This is a genomic window from Methylobacterium organophilum (genome assembly GCF_022533465.1).
GTDB lineage: Bacteria > Pseudomonadota > Alphaproteobacteria > Rhizobiales > Beijerinckiaceae > Methylobacterium > Methylobacterium organophilum.
Genome location: NZ_CP092848.1, coordinates 1,962,452 through 1,981,582, shown reverse-complemented (window position 1 = coordinate 1,981,582; position 19,131 = coordinate 1,962,452). Strand labels below are relative to the sequence as shown.

The window sequence follows — 19,131 nt, the reverse complement described above, 5'->3', positions numbered from 1 at the left end:
CGCCGCCGGGTGCCGTAGCTATGGCCATGGCCATGGCCATGGCCATGGATGCCCTGGCCTGCAGCTTCGCCCAGGGCTGCGCGGCTTCAGGCCAGGGGAGCACACCATGTTCAACGACCTTCGCTCCGCCGTCAGGCGCATCGAGGAGGAGATCGATAAGGTCGTCGAGGAGCAGAACAGGTTCCTGCGCTCGACCGCGTCGCGTCTGGCGGTCCTCTACCTTCAGAAGGAGCGCATGGAGGAGCTGTTGGCAAAGGCGGGGACGGAGCCTGTCCCGATGCCCTCGCCCGTGACGCCGACCTCGCCCCCTACTCCGGCGAAGCCCGTGCGGACGGGGGCGCCTTCCGTGGTCCTAGGTCGTGCGGCCACGGTGATCGTGGAGGCGCTGGAGCGGGCTGGAGAGGCCGGCCTGTCCGGGACCGAGCTGAACGATGCCGTCCGAGACGCCAAGATGAGCAAGGACGCTTCCGAGAAGGCGAAGACGCGTTTGAAGCGCCTGGGCCTGGTCCGCCACGATGAGCTTGCTCGCCGGTGGTACGCGCTGCCTCCGGCGTAAGTAGGCACCAGATGACGGCGGCCGGAGAAGTCGGGGCGGGCGGGTGCCTGAACCTTAACCAACCGGGAAAAGTCAGTCCAGGCAAGCTACACCGCAGGTGTAAAAACTTGCCGGAACATGGTACTATTCGACTTGGATGATGGAGGCGTGCATGGCGGCCAGTCACCTCAAGCGGGCGTTGACCTCTCGCCCGCATGCTCCGGCGGCTGACCGGCCGGTCGGGCGGGCACGGGCTCGTGGCCCGCCCTTGGTTCGGGCCGACCCGGGACCCCAGGTCTCGGACGGGCAAAAAGAAACGCGCGGCCCATGGGCCGCGCGCTTTACCCTGAACTCGCCTCTCAGTGTCGCAGCTGCCGCGAGTGTCAGGCATCCCGCACCCTAGGGTTCGGGATCGGCCAGCCAAGGCCAACGGGTTCCTCCGGGAGGCTGCCAGGCCCCGCGGATCGACAGTCGTACCCTAGCCGCACCTGCGCGCCTGCGCAAGCGTCTCGTTGCGCCCGTCCTGGATCCCGTTGGCGACCATCGCCGAGGACCCGCCGCCCTCACGGCATGCGGGCCCGGTCCCTTCGCCTGCGAGAGGACAAGACCCATGGACGACCTGGATTTCGGTGGCCTCACCGGCGCCGACGACGACCCCGTCACCGCCGCCTTCCTCGACCCCGACTTCGACCGGTGGGACGGCGACGTCGCGCGTGCCCTGGGCCGCCGGGCCGCCGACTTCGACGGGCGGGGCCCCTCCGACGCCGACGACGCCGACCGCTGAGCGTCCGCACCGCGGTGCGCTCCCCTCCCTCGGCTCCGGCCGGGGGAGCCCCCTGTCCAGCGACGGGCCGCCCTTGCGGCCGTCATGCCGGAGTTCCCCGATGAAGATCCGTGACCAGGAAACGACCACCTCCTCCCCCTCCCTCGACGATGCCGCCCGGGCAGCATCGTGCCGCCAGGTGCCGCCGGACGCGCACGGCCGGTGCGTGCCCGTGAGCGCCCCCTCCCCGCGTGCGCTGGCGTGCGTAGGCATCAGCCAGGCAGCCCTCGCCGTTCGCGTCGCGGACCTCGGCCTCGATGTCGTCCACATGACGCTGGCCCGCGACGAGAGCACGGGCCTGGTCGTCGCCGCGGCCCTCGACGCGGCGCGGCGCCGGCCGGTCGATGTCCTCGGGCTGTTCGGTGACGGCTCGGGCACGGCAGGCGGGCTCGGTGCCGTCTGGCCGTGCCTGGGCGTGCCGGAAGTCATCGTGGTGGACCACGCCGTCGGGTACCATGACACGGGCTTCCACGAGGCCGCGTGGCGGATGGGGATCCAGGTCCTGCACCGGCCCGCACGTGCACTGCCGGGACAAGCGCACCTCAACGCCCTGTTGGGCCGGTCCGGGTCCTGTCGCGACGGTCAAGGGCGAAGCGCCGTCACCATGGCGGCGCTCGTCGGCGCGGTGCATGCCTGGATCGCCGCCTGCTACGCGTCCCCGCGCGGTCGTGACGTGGACGCGGTGCGGACCGCGCCGCCCGCCGTCCCGCCGGGAGCGTCACGGGCCCACGCCTGGACGTTGCGGGGCAAGGCCGGCCGGAACCTGGTTGGCCGGATGGCGGCCGGCCGCCGCTAGGCCCGGCAGGGCCCTGGACCCGCCGGCGCTCGTCGGGCCCGAGCGTCCGACCCGGAGAGCCAAGCGCCCCCGATTCAGGGGCCGGTGTCCCTGCTCCGCGGCCCCCGGATACGGGGCCGCGGCATGCCCTCGCCTCGGGGCGCCAGCCGTCGGGGGCAGGCCGCTCGCATGACGCAACCGGCGAGCTGCCTGAAGGCGTCAATGTCGAGGAAACCAGGGCCGTGAGAAGGCGTGCACGAGCGTCGCCCTCCTCGTGGCAGCCATGCACCGCCCGCCACCGGCGCGACCGCGGCCCCGCCGGGCCCGTCCCAGCCCCCGGCCGGTCGATGATGCGAAACGCCCGGCGCCTCGTCTGCTCGTCGAGATGCACGTGCCCGCCTTGGGCGGCCCGGGCACGGGTCACGGTCCGTGACCTGGGCGCCTTCGCCGAGCCATGACACCTCCGCCAGGCGGGGTACGGGTCCGGTCAACATCGGTCGCGGCTCGGGCCCCTCCGACCAAGTCGGCGCGAGCCGGCCCGCGCAATCCGCCACCCAGCCTCCGGCCCAGGTACCCTCCTCGCTTACGCCGCGGGCCCGGAAGGACCCGCCGGCTTCCGCTCGCCCGACAAGGAGGAGGCGCGGGCCGGTGGCCGACCGGTGCGTGCTTCGGAGGGCCAGCTGGCCGACGAACCCGCCGGGCGCCGCGCCATGCTCGACCGTGGGCTCCCCCCCAAGCAGAGCCCTGATACAGGTCGCGGGTTCCGGGCGGCTGTGAGACACGCGGAGGGTTCAGACCCCGGTCGACTCCCGGTCCACGTCACCGCCCTCCCCGAGCTTCGCCGGACTGGGGCTGGGCCTGAGAGCTGCGCAATCCTGTGGCTGCCCGGGCCAGGTCTGGCTTGGCACGCGCCTCTCCCCTCGCGGACTCCTGGCCGAAGATCGGGGTGGCGGGTCGCAGCTTGTCCCTTTCACGACCGCCCGGACGATCAACGCGTGCTCCCGGGCGGAGCAGCACTCTGTCGATTCGGGCCGGCGCCACTCGCAAGCGGCGGTCCCGGCGGGCCCCGCTGGGGTGCCCGATCCCCGGCGGCGCGGCTCCGTCCCAACCCTCCGGTGCTCGCATGTCTCCTTCCGGCCACGTCCCGTATGCCTCGAACGCGCCCGACGCTTCTGCCGCCGGCATGCCCTCCGTCCCGGAAGGGGAAATCCGGCGGGCGATGCGGGCCGTCGTCGCGGTTTGTCCGCCCGAATCGGGCATGATCCTGAACGTGTTGCTGGACAACCTTCTCACCGCCAGCCGAGCGGGAGGCATCCTGCGGTCCAAGCTGCACGGCCTGGACGTCGGGTTGCGCAAGCACCTCAGGCAAACGTGGCTCGACGGGGTCGTCGTGCCGCTCGCGAGGACGCGCAACCCACTCCATCGCGCCGCCTCCTCCGCCCTGCCGCAACTGCGGGACCCACGGGACGTCTCCGGCCTCCTCGCGGCGGTGAGACAGATCGCGGGCGAGGTCCCGGAGCACACCACGGCGCGGGAGCACCTCGACGGCGCCGTCCGCTTCCTGGAAGCGCTCCCGATCCTGATGCGCGCGGTCGAGGCCCTCGAAGCCCGGACCTTCGCCCAGGGTGCGGGCCGCTCGCGAGCGGTCGGGTACAATTCGGGCGCACGCGACGACACGCGTGCCCGTCAGGTGCGGTCGGCCGCCCATGAGTTCCGCAAAGCGGCGAGGAAGGCGCTCGCGCCCCTCGTGCTGCGCCTGGCGGACGCCGTCTTCGAGGCGGAGCTCGGAGCGGTCCGGAGCGCCGCGTTCGCCCGAGCCGCGCCGGTCCTGCGGTCACCCCCGGTCGGCGGTCCGAGGAAGCGGGGCTTGGCGGGGCCACCCTGGCGCCGTCGCCTGCTCGACGGGCTGCAGGGCGATATCTGGGGCGGCTTCGGAGCGGCGCTGGAAACCGTGCTGCGGCGCCATCCCGGGCTGGAGGTCACGGAGATCGCCGTCGACCGCAGCGGCGACCTGTGCGGGCGGGCTCGGGCGGTCCTGACGCGGCACGGGGTCCGGTTTGCGGTCGCCACCTGCTTCGACCTTCAGGTCGGCTCGATGCGGCACAGGGCGGAGGATCTCGTCGGACCGGGCCACCGGGTCGACCAGCCCACCTGGGCCGAGGTGGACGCGTGTCTCGACGCTCATGTTCCGCCGGAACTCGACACCGCCTCCTTCCGCCTGATGCGCCACATCCTGCAACGGGACGGTGGCGACGGCTTCGTGCTCGATGCCTATGCGGAGGACCAGCTCGTGATCGCCTGCCGCGCCGGTGGCCGGCTTCCGGAAGAATTCGCGGACTGGCTCGTCGAGGCCGCAGACGCGTTGGGGGTGACCCTGAGGTTCGCCGCGGACGACGGTGGCCCACCGGTTGCCGAACTGGCGCGCGTCGGCTTCGCGTGGGCGGAGGGAAAGGAGCGGTTCTTCATGACGCGGTCGGCCGTGCCCGACCCGGGAACCGGCCCCCTGCCCTGAGCGGCGTGGTGCCACCACCACGCTCGCGCTCTCGACCGGCCAGCGAACGACGCTGCCCGAGAGCCTGGGGCGGATCGAGGCGCGGAAGTGGAAGGCGCAGAAGGTCGTCTCGCGTCGCAAGCGCGGCTCGAACCGACGCCGCCGGGCCCAAGTTCGCGTCGCGCGCCTGCAGGCGCGGCAGGCCCGCATCCGGCGCGACTTCCACCATCGCGAGGCCCTGGGCGTCGCCCGCCGCTTCGGCGTCGGCCGAGGAGCCGGGCCGCAACGTCCGGCAGAAGGCAGGGCTGAACGGCGCCATCCTGAACGCGCGCTGGCATCAGTTCGCGACGATCCTGAGCTACAAGATTGAGGAGAGAGGCGGTCAGGTCGCGACCGTTCCGGCTCGGTTCACGAGCCAGACCTGCGCCGCGTGCGGCGTCGTGGATGCGAGGAGCCGCGGGAGCCAAGCGCGCTGTCGACTGGAGGGGACCTCGCGGTTCCCGAAAATCCCCGTCGTTCACGGCGGGGAAGATGTTAGGGTGTTGTCGAGCTTAGATGCCAGGGGGAGCTGACATGGTGATCGTCAGGATGCCGGGTGGCGATGTCGAGTCTATCGCTCCGGACGAGCTGCTCTGGATGCGGCAGGCCTTTGACCACGAGTTCAAGGATGCGGTGATGCTCCGCATCACGGGTGACCGGATCTATTCCGTGGAAACGGTGGCGTCCCTGGCCGCGAAGTTCGCCGCAGCCGGGGCCGCCATGGCTCGGCTGACCCCTCCCGAGGGCGCCATCGAGATGATGGTCAGCGCCGAACGGGTCCGCGAGGTCGAGCCGCCGAGCCCCGCCATCCACCACGAGGGTGCCGGATCGGTCCTCAAGTTCGGTCCCAAGCTGATGCTCGCCGTGCGTGAGAGCGAGGCCCAGGCGAAGTCCATCCTGGCTGAGGCGGTTAAGGGTCGGCCGCCGGCACCTGCGGCATTGGCGGCGGCGGCCCTGGGAGGCGCCATCGTCGGTGCTGCGGTCGCCGTAGCTGTGACGGCGCCGGGCGCGGGAGGCCCGGATCCCGAGGCACAGGAACGCCCGGGACCAGCATGAGAGCCACGGCGGATCGCCCGGCCCGCTCGTGCCCCCTCGCCCGGCCCGCCATCCATGTGCCGCCGGGGCGGGGGCCGCTGTGTCCGCGCACCGGGAGTGACAGCCGGCGGGCCACAGGTGGCGATGCAAGCGACGCGCGACCGCGCGCCGCCTCCGGTACGGGACGGCCCAGGGCTTTGAGCAGGACACGCCGGTCGGGCAGATCTCCGGCATGAGCCGCCCCTCCGGGTTCGGTGGGGACGGGGCGAGGCAGGGACCTCCGGATGGGCCGGCCAACACCGATTTCGTTCTCTCTATGTTCCAATCTTGGAGCGCCTGCCCTAGTGTCTTGCTGGCGCGAGCGGCACCGTACCGAACGGAATCCGTGGACAACCGCAGGATCCTGGCGTGACGCGTCGGAGGGCCGGAACGTAGACCGGGGCGCACGGTGTTGTGGGTGGGCGATGGACCGGGCGTCCTCGCCGCAACGGGATCGAAGGATGGCCGATCAACTCGACTGGAGACGCCTCCTCAACGCGCAGCGGCGCAAGGGAAAGGCCGCAGGCAGAGCCTACACGGCGCGGCTGGGCGAGGACCGGACCGAGCACGAACGTGACCACGACCGTATCCTGTTCTCGACCCCGGTGCGGCGCCTCCAGGACAAGACGCAGGTCTTCCCGTTGGAACGCAACGACAGCGTCCGCACCCGGCTAACCCACAGCCACGAGGTGGCGAACATGGCGCGGAGCATGGGAACCACCCTCGCCTTCGTGCACGGCGGGGCGCTGGGTTTCCCCGGGGAGGTCGAGCCCCTGCGCAACGTGCCCGCCCTCCTGGAGGCCATCGGGCTCGCCCACGACCTCGGCAATCCGCCGTTCGGACATCAGGGCGAGACCGCGATCCAAACCTGGGTGAAGCGGCACTCCGTGCCGCGCAAGGATGACCCGGCCTCGTTCGACATCTTCGACGCGCCGGACCTGAGCGAGCCGATGCGCCGTGATTTCCTGAAATTCGAGGGCAACGCGCAGGCGTTCAGGCTGCTGACGCGATTGCAGATCCTGAACGACGACTTCGGCCTGAACATGACCTATGCCTTCCTGGCGGCCCTGATGAAGTATCCCGTGCCGTCGGACGCGGTCGACAAGACCTCCCAGGCAAGGAAGAAGTTCAACTTCTTCCAGTCGGAGGCCGAGATCGCCGCCGAGGTCTGGGCCGAGACCGGCTTGCGGGAGGGCGTCCGCCATCCCCTGACCTTCGTGATGGAGGCTTGCGACGACATCGCCTACTCGGTGGTGGACGTCGAGGACGCGGCCAAGAAGAAGCTGATCAACTTCAACGTGCTCATGGCTTGGCTGCGTCACGACGCGTGCGACGACGAGTTGACGCTCGACGTCTGCGAGCGGGCCGAGCGCAGCCACGCCGAGTTCCGGGACGCGGGATTGTCGCCCGGGGAACTCGACGACATCTCGATGCAGATGTTCCGCGTGGACGCCATCGGGAAGATGGTGCGGGCCGCGGTTGGGGCGTTCGTGGCGAACCGGGATGCCATCATGGCCGGCGCGTTCGACAGGGAGCTGATGGCGGCCTCCGAGGCGGTCGTGCTGTGGACCTCGTTGAAGCGCTTCGCCAAGTTTCACGTCTACCGCCACCGCAGCGTCCTCGAAGTCGAGCTCGACGGGCACCGGACCGTTCACGAGCTCATGGACATGTTCTGGAAGGCCATCATCGAGCGCAAGGATCCGGACGACCTGCGCTCCGACCGCGAGGCGTTGCCGGCCTACGTGTATTCCCGGATCTCGGAGAACTACCGGCGCGTGGCCGAGTCGCCCGGGAACGCGATGCCGATGCGCTACCGCGAACTGCAGCTCGTCACCGACATGATCTCGGGTATGACCGACACGTTCGCGGTGTCCCTGCGCGACGACCTGAGGCGGCACCATGGCTGACCTTGGCTCCCCCGTCCGCGACGGCGCTGAGCTGTGCCGGCGGATGCAGGCGTTCCTGGCGGACGAGGCTCGCGGGGGCCCCGAGATCGCGGATCTGATCGGCCATCTCGGGCAGGTGGGCGAGGTTGCGATCTTCGGCGGCATGGCCCGGGATATCGCCCGGGGCGGGGCTGCGGCCTTCGCATCGGACGTGGACCTGGTCGTGCACGCGCCGCCGGAGCGCTTGGCGGAGCTGATGCGGGACGGCGCGGCCGTTCGGAACCGCTTCGGCGGCTACCGCATCGCCGGGCGCCGCCACTCGTACGACGTCTGGGCCCTACCCTCCACCTGGGCGGTCCAGTCCGGGCACGTGCAGGCCGCCCACCTGACCGACCTGGTGCACACCACCTTCTTCGACTGCGACGCCGTGCTTTACCTGTGCGGCTCCCGCCGGGTTCACCACGGACCGCGTTTCACCGCCTGGCTGCGCGACGCCATCGTCGACACCAACCTGGAGGAGAACCCGAACCCGCACGGGGTCGTGGCCCGCGCGTTACGGATCCTCCTCGAACATCGGCAGGCCGTCGGGCCCGGCTTGGAGAGGTATCTCCGCAGGATGGCCAAGGGGCACGCGGGCTGCCTCGATGGGGACCTCGCATCACGCCTGTCACGCATCCTCGCAGGCCTGCGCCCGCTGCCCGACGGCCTGGGAGCCACGGCCGCCGCGCGGCACCCGGGTGCGGGTGGTGAGGCGCCCGGGCGGGGCGAGCGGGACCGGGCGAACCGGCATGGCTGCCCCGACCGTTCCCATGTTCCGTGGCCGGCGCCGGGGCGGTTGAGGTGTCCCGGATCATCCTGATCCGGCCCGCGTGCTCCCGCGTTCGAGGCTGATGCGCCTCGCGAGTTGCCGGGCCCTATCCATGGAACCGGCCTTGCGCTGAGGTGGACGCCGCCACCCCTGGTCACCGGACCGAGGTTAAGCGTCAATCGCCCCATGGCAGCGCGCGGCGGGCCGCAAGGCATGGTGGCCGCGTGCGAGCATGGCCGTGTGGCGGCGCGTTTCCCGGACCGGAACGTCCTCGGAGAGGACCGGCCGACGGGGTACGACGCCGCGACGAGGAAGAAGGGCGCGGGCCTGTCGCCGCGCTCGTGGGTCCAACTCGATCAAGGCCGTGGGCTCGGACGCTGCAGGGAGCCTGACGGACGCTTCCGGGGTTGTTCCCGGCGGGCTCCTCCGGGTCGGCCAGGGATGACGTGCGAACCCACCGCCAGAACGAAGATGGGCCGTATGAGCGCGGCGCGATGGAGAGAGCACGCCTGAGTTTCGAGCGCGTGGTCTCCTTGCGCTGCGTGGTCTCGTCGACGGAGGCGGTCGCGCCGATCGGACGCGCGCTGTTGCCGGCCGCGGAAACGGCTGCGGCGAGCGCGTGCAGGTTGGCCGTGCCGCGCACGCTCGCCTGCTCGGTCGCGACCTTCGCCGTGGCCGCGGTGGCGCATGGCACCGTCTGGAGCACGCGTCCGACGCGCGATGCGCAGGTCATGCCCTCGACCTTGCTTCGGGCCCGTTCGGCACGGCCGACGCAGGACGCGCAGCTCATGCCCTCGACAGACCGGTTGATTGTCGTTCCCGCGGACTTCCTGGGCCGGGACTGAGTGCCCGCACCGTCCGCGTGGCCGGCGCACTTCCGTCGCCGGCGTGACGGCGGTCGGGCCCGGCAAGCGACCGTTCGTGCGGACGTCGTCGGCCGCGTGTGGGCCGGGTATGGCTTCGTGCCGGCCGCGAGCCCCGGTGGACCGGAGGGCCGGGGACCGACGCCGAAACGCGGCCTGCACGGCTCTGCGCCGAAGCTCTGGCGGCGTTCCTCTCGCACTGGCCCGAAGCCGGTTCAGCAGCCGGGCCGGCGCCGCTTTCCCGGGGCGGCATAGGTGCGTAACGCCGCGTGCTCGGAGCCGCGCCGGAGGCCGACACGTCGGCGCTCGCCGCCCGGCTGCAGACCAGGCACGGCCGCCCGCAAACGGCCGTTGACCGCACCGGACGACCCTGGAGCGTGGTCCGTCGTGAACGCCAAAAGCCCTGGATCGCCGTCAAGCTCGGTCAGAGTATTCATTTTCATTCACAAGCAGCAGCGCCGCGTCGATCACGTCGCGGAAGGCCGGCGAGCGTTCACAGGCCGCGAGGAGACGCCGCGTCCACGCTTCCGACGGGTGGGCGACGCCCGCGGGCCGCGCGGCGAGATAGGACCGTATCGACGCCTCTAGCTCCGGGCGGGGCCTCTGCTGACCGCGCAAGAGCTTGGAAATGTTGGCCTGGCTGGAGCCCAGCGTGCGGGCGAGCGCCTCCTGGCTCAGGCCGTCCTCGCGCCGGGCTCGTTCCAGCGCCGCCGCGATGGCGGCGCGCTCGCCGCCTGATCCGATCTTGCGTCCCCTCATGCTTTGAATGAAAATGAATATTCGGGGACGGCGTCAAGGGGAATCACGACTATGCTGCTCGAAGCGGACGGCGGCCCGACGGCTGCACGGCGTTCGCCGCCTGATCCAGATGCCGAGATCGTGCCCGGGGTGCGCTGGGGGCGGCCCGAGTGGGTGCCGAGTGCCGCGTTCTGGGCGGACATGGTCAGCCGCGCCAGCGAGCAGTCCGACGGGTTCGTCAACCGCGACGGGTCCCTGCAGGAGGAGGTCGGGTTTTGCCTGCTCGGCGGCTACGGCATCACGGCTGAGGTCAACCATGCGGTTCACGACCGGTTGATGGAGGCCGGCGTGTTCGTGCCGGGACGCCGCCCGGCCGAGGGGGATCTCGAAGCTCTCCTGCTGCAGCCGGTCCTGCTCGGCGGCCGCCCGGTCCGCTACCGGTTCCCGCACCAGCGGGCCCGCCGGCTCGCGGTCGCGTTGGGGATGATCGAGGATGACCCGCCGCCGACCGACGACGCCTTGGCATTCCGGCGCCACCTCATGCGGATTCCGGGCATCGGGCCGAAGACCGCATCCTGGATCACGCGCAACTGGCTGGGCAGCGACGAGGTTGCGATCCTGGATATCCACATCATCCGGGCCGGTCTCCTGATCGGCCTCTTCGACCGGTCGATGCGGGTGCCGCGCGACTACGAGGCGCTGGAGCGGCGCTTCCTGGAGTTCTGCGGGGCGCTCGGCGCCAGGCCGTCCCTGCTCGACGCGGTGATGTGGCGGGCGATGAGGAATATCGGCCGGGGCCCTGTTTGACGGCGGCCGGGAAAAGAGGCCACTGTCGTCTAGGTTCGCGCCCAGGGATCGCGATGTCAGGCGGTAGCAAGTCCAGCACACGCAGGGGCCCGCGTCTGGGGCCGGGTACGTCGTCACCCGTGTCGCCTTCGGGGCGGGAGGGCCAGGGCGGTGGGGCAGGGCTCGGTGGGGGCGCGGACCCTTGCAACCTGCGCTACGACACCGACCTGACGGGGGTGCGGGCCCCTGCGGTGGTGACGGTCCGCGAGCGGGACGTCCTCGACGTGACCTTGCACCGGGAGGATCCCTTCGAGACGGCCGTGTGCCGCACGCGGCCCGCGGCCGACATCGTCGGCTCGCTCGCGGGCATGGAGGGCTTGGACCAACTCCTCGGCTGCCTGCGCGCCGGACATCTGTACGAGGCCCGCGTCATCGAGGTCGATCGCACCCGCTGTCGCGTCTTGGTCGAGCGGGTGACGCGTTGATCGTCGCCGGCGGCTGCTACCTGGAAGTTTGTGCCGTCCCGCGTTGGAGGCGCCTCTTCGGGTCCGGAGGGCGGGCCGCCGCATCGGTCGGCCGGCTCTCGCCCGGAACCGAACTCCATACCTATGCCCACCGGGGGTGGGTCTCGGACGTCCGGAGCTCGATGCACGCGTTCGGTGTGGGCGCGACCGTCCAACCCATCGACGAGAGAATCTCGTTCTCCTACTTCCATCCCCTCTCGCCCGCGTTGCTCGAACCGGCCGTACCCGCTGCGCAACCTGTCCTGACCGTGTCCGGCGACGTGGTGCTTCGGTTCGGCTTCGTGGAAGGCGACGCCGTCGTCTCCGCGCGGCGCGCCGTCCACGATCCGCAGACCGGCCATGCGGCGAGCCCCTTCCGCGCTAATGGCTCCCGGGCCGAGCGGCTCGCCGTCGTGCTGAACCAGGGCGAGGCAGAGGCCGCGACCGGCGCGGCGGGCGACGACGTGGGCACCGCGCTTCTCGCCGCGCACGACGCCGAGATCGTCGTCGTCAAGCGCGGGTGCGAGGGCGCGCGCGTGTTCCGGGTCGGGGGCATGCCGGCCGACATCCCGGCATACCGCTCGGAGCGCGTGTTCAAGATCGGGTCGGGCGACGTGTTCAGCGCGGCCTTCGCGCACCATTGGGGCGAGCGCGGGCTGGACGCCGTCGACGCCGCGGACCTGGCCTCACGCAGCGTCGCGCACTTCGTCGACTACCACGCGCTGCCCCTGCCCCCCGCCGCCGAGCTCGCGTCCCAGTCTGCCCTGCCCGCTGGCCGGCGTCCGGGCCTGATCTACCTGGCGGGACCCTTCTTCGATCTCGCGCAGCGTTGGCTCGTCGAGGAGGCGCTCGAACGGCTCCAGGCACTGGGCGCGCCGGTGTTCTCCCCCTTGCACGAGGTCGGTACGGGCCGTCCGGCCCAGGAAACCGCGGCTGCCGATCTCGAAGGCCTGGACCGCTGCGCCGCGCTGCTCGCGCTGCTCGACGGCGCCGATCCGGGCACCCTGTTCGAGGTCGGGTACGCGCGCGCCCGCGGCAAGCCCGTCGTCGTCCTTGCCGAGCGCCTCGACGACCCGAACCTGACGATGCTCGTCGGCACCGGCTGCCGGGTCGCTCGCGACCTCACATCCGCGCTCTACCAGGCGGCCTGGGCCGCCATGGAATGAGGGCGCTCCTGCTCTCGGGCGGCCTCGACTCGGCGGCCATCGCCGCCTGGCAGAGGCCGGACGTCTGCCTCACGGTCGATTACGGACAGAGGCCGGCCAAGGGCGAGATCGCCGCGGCGGACTCGGTCGCGCGCGAGCTGGGACTTCGCCACGAGATCGCGCGGGTCGACCTGTCGGCCCTTGGCCTTGGCCCGCTCGCGGGGCGCGCGGCCTCGGATCTGGCGCGCGCGCCCGAGTGGTGGCCTTACCGCAACCAGATGCTGGTGACGCTCGCCGGCATGCGGTTCGTGGCCGAGGGACTGACCGAGATCCTGCTCGGGGCGATCAGGACGGATGTTCATGCCGACGGTCGCGCTCCCTTCCTGCGGACCGTCGACCGGCTGATGCACCTGCAGGAGGGAGGCGTCCGGGTCATGGCCCCCGCGCGCCACCTTTCGGCCCTGGAGCTTGTCAGGCGGTCGGGGATCCCCCGTTCACTCCTGGGTGCCACCTTCTCCTGCCATGTCATGGAATACGCCTGCGGTCGGTGCCGTGGCTGCGAGAAGCACCAGGAAACGCTGGCGCGCATCGATGGCGGCCGGGCCCGCGCCGGCACCGCGGCCCGGGCGTCCGCGGCGACGGGAGGTTGAGTCATGTCGGGAGGACCCCCGGGCCGGCGAGGGCGGGCTCCGCGGCGATTGCAGCAGTCCGGCGACGGTTGCGACCTCCACCTCACCGTCGACCTGATAGGGGTGCGTCGTGAGGCGGCGGACCGGGTACGCGAGGGCGACGACCTGCGGATCGAGCTTGTCCACGAGGGGGCCGCGGTCGGCGCGATCTGCCGGAACGGCGAGGGCGCCGTGGTGGGCGCCCTCGCCGCGTTCCCGGGTCTGACGCGGCTTCTCGACTGCCTCGCGCGGGAGGTGCCCTTCGTCGCCCATGTCGAGGAGGTCTCGTCGACGCGGTGCGTGGTGACGGTGTCGAGGACCGACCCATGATCATCGTGGGCGGCAGTTACCGGGAGGTCTGCGCTTACCCGGAATGGGACCGGATTTACGGTTCCGGTGGCCGGGCCGCCGTGGCCGTGAGCGGGCTCGCGCCCGGCTCCGTGCTGCACACCTACGCCTACTCGGGTTGGGCGGCGGACGTACGCGCGACCATGGCGTCGTTCGGCGTCCGTGCCGAAGTGGTCGAGATCGAGAAGGAACTCGTCTTCGAGTACTACCATCCCCTGAGCAAGGAGCCCGTGCCCAAGGCGTCGGCCGGTCTGCCCCGCATCACGGTCTCCGGGGAGGTCGTGCTGAGCTTCGGGATGCTGGAGGGGCCGGCCACGGTCGTGGCCGGCCGGGCCGTCCACGACCCGCAGTCGGACAGTCCCGAGGCGGCCTTCTCGGCGTCAGGGTCGCGGGCGGGCGAGCTGGCATACGTGGTGAGGGACTACATGCTCGCTGCGGCGGATTCGTCGCAGGAGGCGATGGATGTGGCGACACGCATCATGGCCGATGAGGGCGCCTCGGTCGTTGTCGCCCGCCACGCCATCGGCGGCGCCAGCGTCTATGTCGGTGACACGAAGCCGCGGCTGGTTCCGGCCTACATATCGGACACGTGGTTCAAGATCGGCTCCGGCGACGTGTTCTGCGCCGCCTTCGCGCACTACTGGGGCGAGCGCCGGCTCGACCCCGTCGAGGCCGCCGACCTGGCATCGCGCAGCGTCGCCCATTTCAACGACGGTCATCGCCTGCCTCTCCCGGCGCCGCATGCCTTGAGCGCTCTCGTGCCGCAGCCGGACACGGCGCATGGGGGGCGGGTCTTTCTTTCGGGACCGGCGGCGACGCTGCCTCAACGTTGGCTCCTCGACCAGGCACGGTGGTGGCTTCTTGATCTCGGGAGCGAGGTGTTCTCGCCGTTCCATGAGTACGGCGAGCGGCTTGCCGCGAGCGCCGGTCCCGCGCTCGCCGGACTGAGGGCCTGCACGGCTGTCCTCGCGCTTGCGGATGGCGGCGACCCGGGAACGAGCGCCGTCATCGGGCACGCCCGGGCCGTCGGGGTTCCGGTGGTCGTCCTGGCGGAAGCGGTGGCTGCGACGGACCTCGCGGTGCACGCGGGCATGTCGTGCGAGATCGCCCGCGACTTCACGACCGCCCTGTACCGCGCGCACCTGGCCGGAATGCGCTGACCCGACCGGACATCGTCGATGAGACCTCCGACCCGACCCCCTCCCAAACCGCTCCGTGGCGTCTCGGCGGAGCCGGTCCAGCCGCGTGGCCCAGCTTCGGCCGCGGACACCGTGGAGCGTCTCAAGTCGGCGCAGGAGACCTGGCAATCCTTCCAGGACTTCCTGGACCGGCGCATGCACTCGCGCTGGGTCTTTCGGGGCTGCGCGTCCCGCGAATTCCTATGTGTGCCGAGCGCGGGCCGCACGCCGAACCACGACCCGCTGTTCGAGGAGCACCTGTTCCGCGCCTTCAAGCGCGAGGCACGGTTGCACGTCTCGCTGCCGGGGGCGACCGATTGGGACTGGTTGGCCCTGGGGCAGCATTTCGGGCTGCCGACGCGCCTCCTGGACTGGACGACCAACCCACTCGTCGCGTGCTTCTTCGCGGTCTCCAGCGACCCCTTGGACGCCGATGCCGTGATCTACGCCTATCCGGTGGACGACACGCTCGTCATAAATCCGGAGGGCGGACCGGGCCCGTTCGAGATCGACCGCGTGGGGTTCCTGCTCCCGACCACGACGGCCCCGAGGATCGCGAGCCAGCGCGGGTTGTTCTCCGTCCATCCCAGGCCCAGCGAACCCTGGATGCCGAGCGGACTGGCTGAAAACAGCTTCGTCATACCGCGAGGGGTCCGGTCGCGCTTCCAGCGCAAGCTCTTCAGCCTCGGCATCGATGCGGCCCATATCTGGGCTAGCCTTGAGGGCGTATGTCTCTCGCTGAGCTGGCAGTATCGGCAGCGTCTCGGCATTGGCGCCGCCGTGTTCTGAGGAGGTTGCATGCCGGGCCCTGACGCAGCAAGCACGGATGCGGCTGTCCTCCAGGCCGTCGCAACGGCCGTGCGAGAGATCGACCTGACCGGGACCGAAGCCTGGGGGGACCTGGGCGCGCTGTCGGCGCACACGCACGTCGACTCCGTCGAGGTCTTCGCCGACGAGATCAAGGTGCGTGCCGGCAGCTTCGAGGGCCCGATCAACGTCCATTGCACCCTGAATTACGGGAACGGCGCGGACGGCCTTACGGTATCGGAGACCTTTCCAGGACGGTTCGAGGGCAGCCTCTCCCCCGCGGGGCCGGTCATCCTACGGCTGAAGGTGGACACGAGCAGCTTCTACGCCTGAAACGGCCACGGGAACCGCAGGGGCGTATTTATGGTGACGGAGCGGAGGGATGAGTCCCCCTCTACGTCAGACACGACGGTGATGCGTACTTCCTGACCGAAGGCGGGCCATTCGCACCTGACCTCGATTGCGGTCGACTGTTCTATGAACCTGGCGAGGACTTCGGGATCATCAACGATCCGACGGACGGGCGCGACCCGCCGTTCAAGAGCGAGCCTGGCTCGTTGAGAAATGCTCGGCGACGGGTGAAGCCGAGAGGCCGATTTCCGGCCGACGTGCCTCCCGGTGGGCGTAGTTGGCGGGGCGCGGTGCATCCGGGGGGATGCCGCGGCCGCGCCGTTATTCACCAAGCTTTGCTATTTTCCCTACGCGTAAGCACCAGATTACCTTTAAGCAAAGACAGCCGACTGTCCGTGGATCTCCCGAACCAGGTGAGATCTCAAGCTGGCGTTGGCTTTCACGTCGGAAGTAGGCACTTGCGCCTGTCCCGTGCTATAACGAGCGCCACGGATGGCGCGCGCTCTTTTCGCCCTCGGTCTCGAACGCCAGCTGCCTGTTGAACGCACCAGGATGCCCGGGAAGAACACTTAATCGCTTTCATAGGTCAGCCTATTCGCTTTGAAAGGCAGCCTAATCACTTTCCCCCAGAGCCGCGAGGGTCGAACTTCTCAGTAAATCCGGTCAAGTTACCCTTCCATAGGGTCAAACTTTACTGAGAAATTACAGCCCTCTCGCTCAGATGTCGAGATTGGCGACGCTCAACGCGTTTTCCTGGATGAACTCGCGGCGGGGCTCCACCACGTCGCCCATCAGCTTCACGAACAGATCGTCCGCGTCGGTCAGGTCCTTCACCTTCACCTGGAGCAGCGAGCGCGTCTCCCGGTCGAGGGTGGTCTCGAAGAGCTGGTGCGGGTTCATCTCGCCCAGGCCCTTGTAGCGCTGGAGCTGCAGCCCCTTGCGGCCGAAGGCCATCACCGCCTCGAACAGGGCCACGGGGCCGTGCAGCACCGTCTCGTCGCCCTTGCGGGCCAGCGTCACCGGCTCGCCGTAGATCTCCTGCAGCGCCTCGGAGCGGTCCGCCAGGCGGCGGGCCTCCTGCGAGGCGATCAGGCTCGCATCCAGCGTCGAGACCTGCTTCACGCCGCGCAGCGTCCGGCTGAAGACGTAGCCGCCCTCGGAGGCCGCGCCGGTCCAGCCCCGCTCGATATCCTCGGCGATGCGGTCGAGCCGCTTGGCCGCGACATCGGCCAGCACCTCGGCCTCGCTGGGATTCTCCGCCGCGTCCCGGGCGAAGGCGCCGGCCAGCACGGCCTGCTCCACCACCGAGCGGTCGTAGCGGGTGTGGAGCCCCTGCAGGATGCTGCGGAAGCCGCGGGCCTCCTCCACCAGGGTCTTGAGCTGCTCGCCACCGAACTCCGTGCCGGAGGCGAGGCGCAGCACCGCCCCCTCGACGCCCTGGTCGATCAGGTAGTCCTCGAGCGCCCGCTCGTCCTTCAGGTAGATCGTGCGGCGGCCGCGCTCGGCTTTGTAGAGCGGCGGCTGCGCGATGTAGAGGTGCCCGCGCTCGATCACCTCCGGCATCTGCCGGAAGAAGAAGGTGAGCAGCAGCGTGCGGATATGCGAGCCGTCCACGTCCGCATCGGTCATGATGATGATGCGGTGGTAGCGCAGCTTCTCCGGGTTGAAGCCCTCGCGGTCCGTCGAGGAGCGGCCGATGCCGGCGCCGAGCGCCGTGATCAGCGTGCCGATCTCCGCCGAGGACAGCATCCGGTCGGCGCGCACGCGCTCGACGTTGAGGATCTTGCCGCGCAGCGGCAGCACCGCCTGGAAGGTGCGGTCGCGGCCCTGCTTGGCCGAGCCGCCGGCGGAATCGCCCTCCACCAGCAGCAGCTCGCACTTGGACGGGTCGCGCTCCTGGCAATCGGCGAGCTTGCCCGGGAGCGAGGCGATGTCGAGGGCGCCCTTGCGGGTGATGGTCTCGCGCGCCTTGCGCGCCGCCTCGCGGGCGGCGGCGGCGAGCACGACCTTGCCCATCACGGAGCGGGCCTCGCCGGGATGCTCCTCCAGCCAGTTGGACAGGCCCTCGTTGAGGATGTTCTCCACCGCCGGGCGCACCTCGGAGGAGACCAGCTTGTCCTTGGTCTGCGAGGAGAATTTCGGGTCGGGCACCTGCACCGAGACGATGGCGGTCAGGCCCTCGCGGCAATCGTCGCCGGTGAGCGCCACCTTCTCCTTCTTGGCGATGCCGGAGGACTCGGCATAGCCCGTGAGCTGGCGGGTGAGCGCCGCGCGGAAGCCGGCGAGATGGGTGCCGCCGTCGCGCTGAGGGATGTTGTTGGTGAAGGGCAGCACCGTCTCGTTGAACGAGTCGTTCCACCAGAACGCGCATTCGACGCGGATGCCGTCGCGCTCGCCCAGCACCGTGACCGGCTTCGACATGCCCTCGACCGGCTTCCGGGAACGGTCGAGATAGCGCACGAAGGCCTCGACGCCGCCCTGGTAGCAGAGCTCCTCGCGCTTGTGCTCGGCATGGCGCGCATCGGTGAGCACGATGCGCACGCCCGAATTGAGGAAGGCGAGCTCGCGCAGGCGCTTCTCCAGCGTCGGGTAGTCGAACTCGATCATCGAGAAGGTTTCGGGCGAGGGATAGAAGGTCACCTCGGTGCCCCGGCGCTCGCCGGCCGGGCCGACCACCTCCAGCGGCGCCACGGCATCGCCGTGGCGGAACTCCATGCGGTGCTCCTTGCCGCCGCGCCAGATCCGCAGCTTGAGGCAGGTGGAGAGGGCGTTGACCACCGACACGCCGACGCCGTGCAGGCCGCCGGAGACCTTGTAGGAATTCTGGTCGAACTTCCCGCCCGCATGCAGCTGGGTCATGATGACCTCAGCCGCCGAGACGCCCTCCTCCTTGTGGATGTCGGTGGGGATGCCGCGGCCGTTGTCGGTGACCGTGCAGGAGCCGTCGGCGTTCAGCGTCACCGTGACGAGGTCCGCGTGGCCCGCGAGCGCCTCGTCGATGGCGTTGTCCACCACCTCGTAGATCATGTGGTGGAGGCCGGAACCGTCGTCGGTGTCGCCGATATACATGCCGGGACGCTTGCGGACCGCATCGAGGCCCTTCAGCACGCGGATCGATTCTGCGCCGTAGCTGTCGGCGTGTTCGTTGTTCTCGTTATCGGACATGCAGTTCCTCGGGCAGGCGGTTTCCGGCTTCGTGGTTCCCACGCGAGGGCCTCGTCGGCCCAGGCGCGCGCCTGCGATTCGTTCGGGTCCCCTGATATAGGGGTTTCGCCTTGGGATTACATCGTTTTCCGGCCACCGAGCGCCGCCT

At 70.4% G+C, this 19,131-nt stretch carries 20 protein-coding genes; 18 read left to right on the top strand and 2 right to left on the bottom strand.

Annotated elements, in window-relative coordinates:
* The first annotated feature begins 106 nt into the window (after nt 1–106).
* The 10 genes from MMB17_RS09190 (at nt 107) to MMB17_RS09155 (ending at nt 9,276) form a co-directional block, all read left to right on the top strand.
* Nucleotides 107–556 (top strand): hypothetical protein, encoded by a 450-nt coding sequence (locus MMB17_RS09190; protein ID WP_066920372.1) that lies wholly within the window; start codon nt 107–109, stop codon nt 554–556.
* Nucleotides 557–1,145: 589 nt separating this feature from the next.
* On the top strand, nt 1,146–1,319 hold the full coding sequence (locus tag MMB17_RS09185) for a hypothetical protein (protein ID WP_009866584.1): 174 nt from the start codon (nt 1,146–1,148) through the stop codon (nt 1,317–1,319).
* Nucleotides 1,320–1,419: 100 nt separating this feature from the next.
* Complete coding sequence (locus MMB17_RS09180) at nt 1,420–2,154, top strand: hypothetical protein (RefSeq protein WP_009866585.1); 735 nt, start codon at nt 1,420–1,422, stop codon at nt 2,152–2,154.
* A gap of 1,237 nt (nt 2,155–3,391) precedes the next feature.
* On the top strand, nt 3,392–4,645 hold the full coding sequence (locus tag MMB17_RS09175) for a hypothetical protein (protein WP_158022282.1): 1,254 nt from the start codon (nt 3,392–3,394) through the stop codon (nt 4,643–4,645).
* 52 nt (nt 4,646–4,697) lie between these two features.
* The gene (locus MMB17_RS25390) at nt 4,698–4,994 is read left to right on the top strand and encodes a hypothetical protein (protein ID WP_353890197.1); all 297 of its coding nucleotides are present in this window, start codon (nt 4,698–4,700) and stop codon (nt 4,992–4,994) included.
* On the top strand, nt 4,930–5,196 hold the full coding sequence (locus tag MMB17_RS25385; protein ID WP_353890196.1) for a zinc ribbon domain-containing protein: 267 nt from the start codon (nt 4,930–4,932) through the stop codon (nt 5,194–5,196). Before MMB17_RS25390 ends, MMB17_RS25385 begins: the two co-directional genes overlap by 65 nt.
* Nucleotide 5,197: 1 nt before the next feature.
* On the top strand, nt 5,198–5,719 hold the full coding sequence (locus MMB17_RS09170) for a hypothetical protein (protein ID WP_012454410.1): 522 nt from the start codon (nt 5,198–5,200) through the stop codon (nt 5,717–5,719).
* 479 nt (nt 5,720–6,198) lie between these two features.
* The gene (gene dgt / locus MMB17_RS09165; protein ID WP_012454409.1) at nt 6,199–7,644 is read left to right on the top strand and encodes a dGTP triphosphohydrolase; all 1,446 of its coding nucleotides are present in this window, start codon (nt 6,199–6,201) and stop codon (nt 7,642–7,644) included.
* Entirely contained in the window at nt 7,637–8,482 is an 846-nt protein-coding gene (locus tag MMB17_RS09160; protein WP_012454408.1) for a nucleotidyltransferase family protein, read from the top strand. Before dgt ends, MMB17_RS09160 begins: the two co-directional genes overlap by 8 nt.
* A 395-nt stretch (nt 8,483–8,877) precedes the next feature.
* Nucleotides 8,878–9,276 carry a hypothetical protein gene (locus MMB17_RS09155; RefSeq protein WP_131801295.1) on the top strand — a complete coding sequence of 133 codons (399 nt, stop codon included), beginning with the start codon at nt 8,878–8,880 and terminating at the stop codon, nt 9,274–9,276.
* A 432-nt stretch (nt 9,277–9,708) separates the two neighbouring features.
* On the opposite strand, the gene MMB17_RS09150 is transcribed toward MMB17_RS09155, so the two are convergent.
* Complete coding sequence (locus MMB17_RS09150; RefSeq protein ID WP_009866858.1) at nt 9,709–10,053, bottom strand: helix-turn-helix domain-containing protein; 345 nt, start codon at nt 10,051–10,053, stop codon at nt 9,709–9,711.
* Nucleotides 10,054–10,104: 51 nt separating this feature from the next.
* Between MMB17_RS09150 and MMB17_RS09145 the strand changes: the two genes are divergently transcribed.
* The 8 genes from MMB17_RS09145 (at nt 10,105) to MMB17_RS09110 (ending at nt 15,800) form a co-directional block, all read left to right on the top strand.
* Entirely contained in the window at nt 10,105–10,839 is a 735-nt protein-coding gene (locus MMB17_RS09145) for an 8-oxoguanine DNA glycosylase (protein WP_009866859.1), read from the top strand.
* A gap of 119 nt (nt 10,840–10,958) precedes the next feature.
* Nucleotides 10,959–11,303: a hypothetical protein gene (locus MMB17_RS09140; protein WP_009866860.1), complete on the top strand. Its 345-nt coding sequence runs from the start codon at nt 10,959–10,961 to the stop codon at nt 11,301–11,303.
* A 161-nt stretch (nt 11,304–11,464) separates the two neighbouring features.
* Complete coding sequence (locus MMB17_RS09135; RefSeq protein ID WP_238255313.1) at nt 11,465–12,487, top strand: PfkB family carbohydrate kinase; 1,023 nt, start codon at nt 11,465–11,467, stop codon at nt 12,485–12,487.
* Complete coding sequence (locus MMB17_RS09130; RefSeq protein ID WP_012454404.1) at nt 12,484–13,116, top strand: 7-cyano-7-deazaguanine synthase; 633 nt, start codon at nt 12,484–12,486, stop codon at nt 13,114–13,116. The genes MMB17_RS09135 and MMB17_RS09130 overlap by 4 nt, the downstream gene beginning before the upstream one ends.
* Nucleotides 13,117–13,164: 48 nt before the next feature.
* Complete coding sequence (locus MMB17_RS09125; protein WP_241101785.1) at nt 13,165–13,464, top strand: hypothetical protein; 300 nt, start codon at nt 13,165–13,167, stop codon at nt 13,462–13,464.
* Nucleotides 13,461–14,642, top strand: coding sequence for a hypothetical protein (locus MMB17_RS09120; RefSeq protein WP_142583508.1), 1,182 nt, complete (start codon nt 13,461–13,463; stop codon nt 14,640–14,642). Before MMB17_RS09125 ends, MMB17_RS09120 begins: the two co-directional genes overlap by 4 nt.
* Nucleotides 14,643–14,753: 111 nt before the next feature.
* Nucleotides 14,754–15,449: an FRG domain-containing protein gene (locus MMB17_RS09115; protein WP_238255312.1), complete on the top strand. Its 696-nt coding sequence runs from the start codon at nt 14,754–14,756 to the stop codon at nt 15,447–15,449.
* Between the two features lie 9 nt (nt 15,450–15,458).
* The gene (locus MMB17_RS09110; protein WP_012454400.1) at nt 15,459–15,800 is read left to right on the top strand and encodes a pPIWI-associating nuclease domain-containing protein; all 342 of its coding nucleotides are present in this window, start codon (nt 15,459–15,461) and stop codon (nt 15,798–15,800) included.
* A 735-nt stretch (nt 15,801–16,535) separates the two neighbouring features.
* Here the strand turns inward: MMB17_RS09110 and gyrB are convergent.
* On the bottom strand, nt 16,536–18,983 hold the full coding sequence (gene gyrB, locus MMB17_RS09105) for a DNA topoisomerase (ATP-hydrolyzing) subunit B (RefSeq protein ID WP_241101784.1): 2,448 nt from the start codon (nt 18,981–18,983) through the stop codon (nt 16,536–16,538).
* Nucleotides 18,984–19,131: the final 148 nt, after the last annotated feature.

Coding starts and splice junctions, on each gene's coding strand:
- MMB17_RS09175 (WP_158022282.1), top strand. CDS start 3,392: ATGATCCTGAACGTGTTGCTGGACAACCTTCTCACCGCCAGCCGAGCG.
- MMB17_RS09110 (WP_012454400.1), top strand. CDS start 15,459: ATGCCGGGCCCTGACGCAGCAAGCACGGATGCGGCTGTCCTCCAGGCC.
- gyrB (WP_241101784.1), bottom strand. CDS start 18,983: ATGTCCGATAACGAGAACAACGAACACGCCGACAGCTACGGCGCAGAA.
- MMB17_RS09185 (WP_009866584.1), top strand. CDS start 1,146: ATGGACGACCTGGATTTCGGTGGCCTCACCGGCGCCGACGACGACCCC.
- MMB17_RS09170 (WP_012454410.1), top strand. CDS start 5,198: ATGGTGATCGTCAGGATGCCGGGTGGCGATGTCGAGTCTATCGCTCCG.
- MMB17_RS09190 (WP_066920372.1), top strand. CDS start 107: ATGTTCAACGACCTTCGCTCCGCCGTCAGGCGCATCGAGGAGGAGATC.
- MMB17_RS09130 (WP_012454404.1), top strand. CDS start 12,484: ATGAGGGCGCTCCTGCTCTCGGGCGGCCTCGACTCGGCGGCCATCGCC.
- MMB17_RS09145 (WP_009866859.1), top strand. CDS start 10,105: ATGCTGCTCGAAGCGGACGGCGGCCCGACGGCTGCACGGCGTTCGCCG.
- MMB17_RS09120 (WP_142583508.1), top strand. CDS start 13,461: ATGATCATCGTGGGCGGCAGTTACCGGGAGGTCTGCGCTTACCCGGAA.
- dgt (WP_012454409.1), top strand. CDS start 6,199: ATGGCCGATCAACTCGACTGGAGACGCCTCCTCAACGCGCAGCGGCGC.
- MMB17_RS09180 (WP_009866585.1), top strand. CDS start 1,420: ATGAAGATCCGTGACCAGGAAACGACCACCTCCTCCCCCTCCCTCGAC.
- MMB17_RS09135 (WP_238255313.1), top strand. CDS start 11,465: ATGCACGCGTTCGGTGTGGGCGCGACCGTCCAACCCATCGACGAGAGA.
- MMB17_RS09160 (WP_012454408.1), top strand. CDS start 7,637: ATGGCTGACCTTGGCTCCCCCGTCCGCGACGGCGCTGAGCTGTGCCGG.
- MMB17_RS09150 (WP_009866858.1), bottom strand. CDS start 10,053: ATGAGGGGACGCAAGATCGGATCAGGCGGCGAGCGCGCCGCCATCGCG.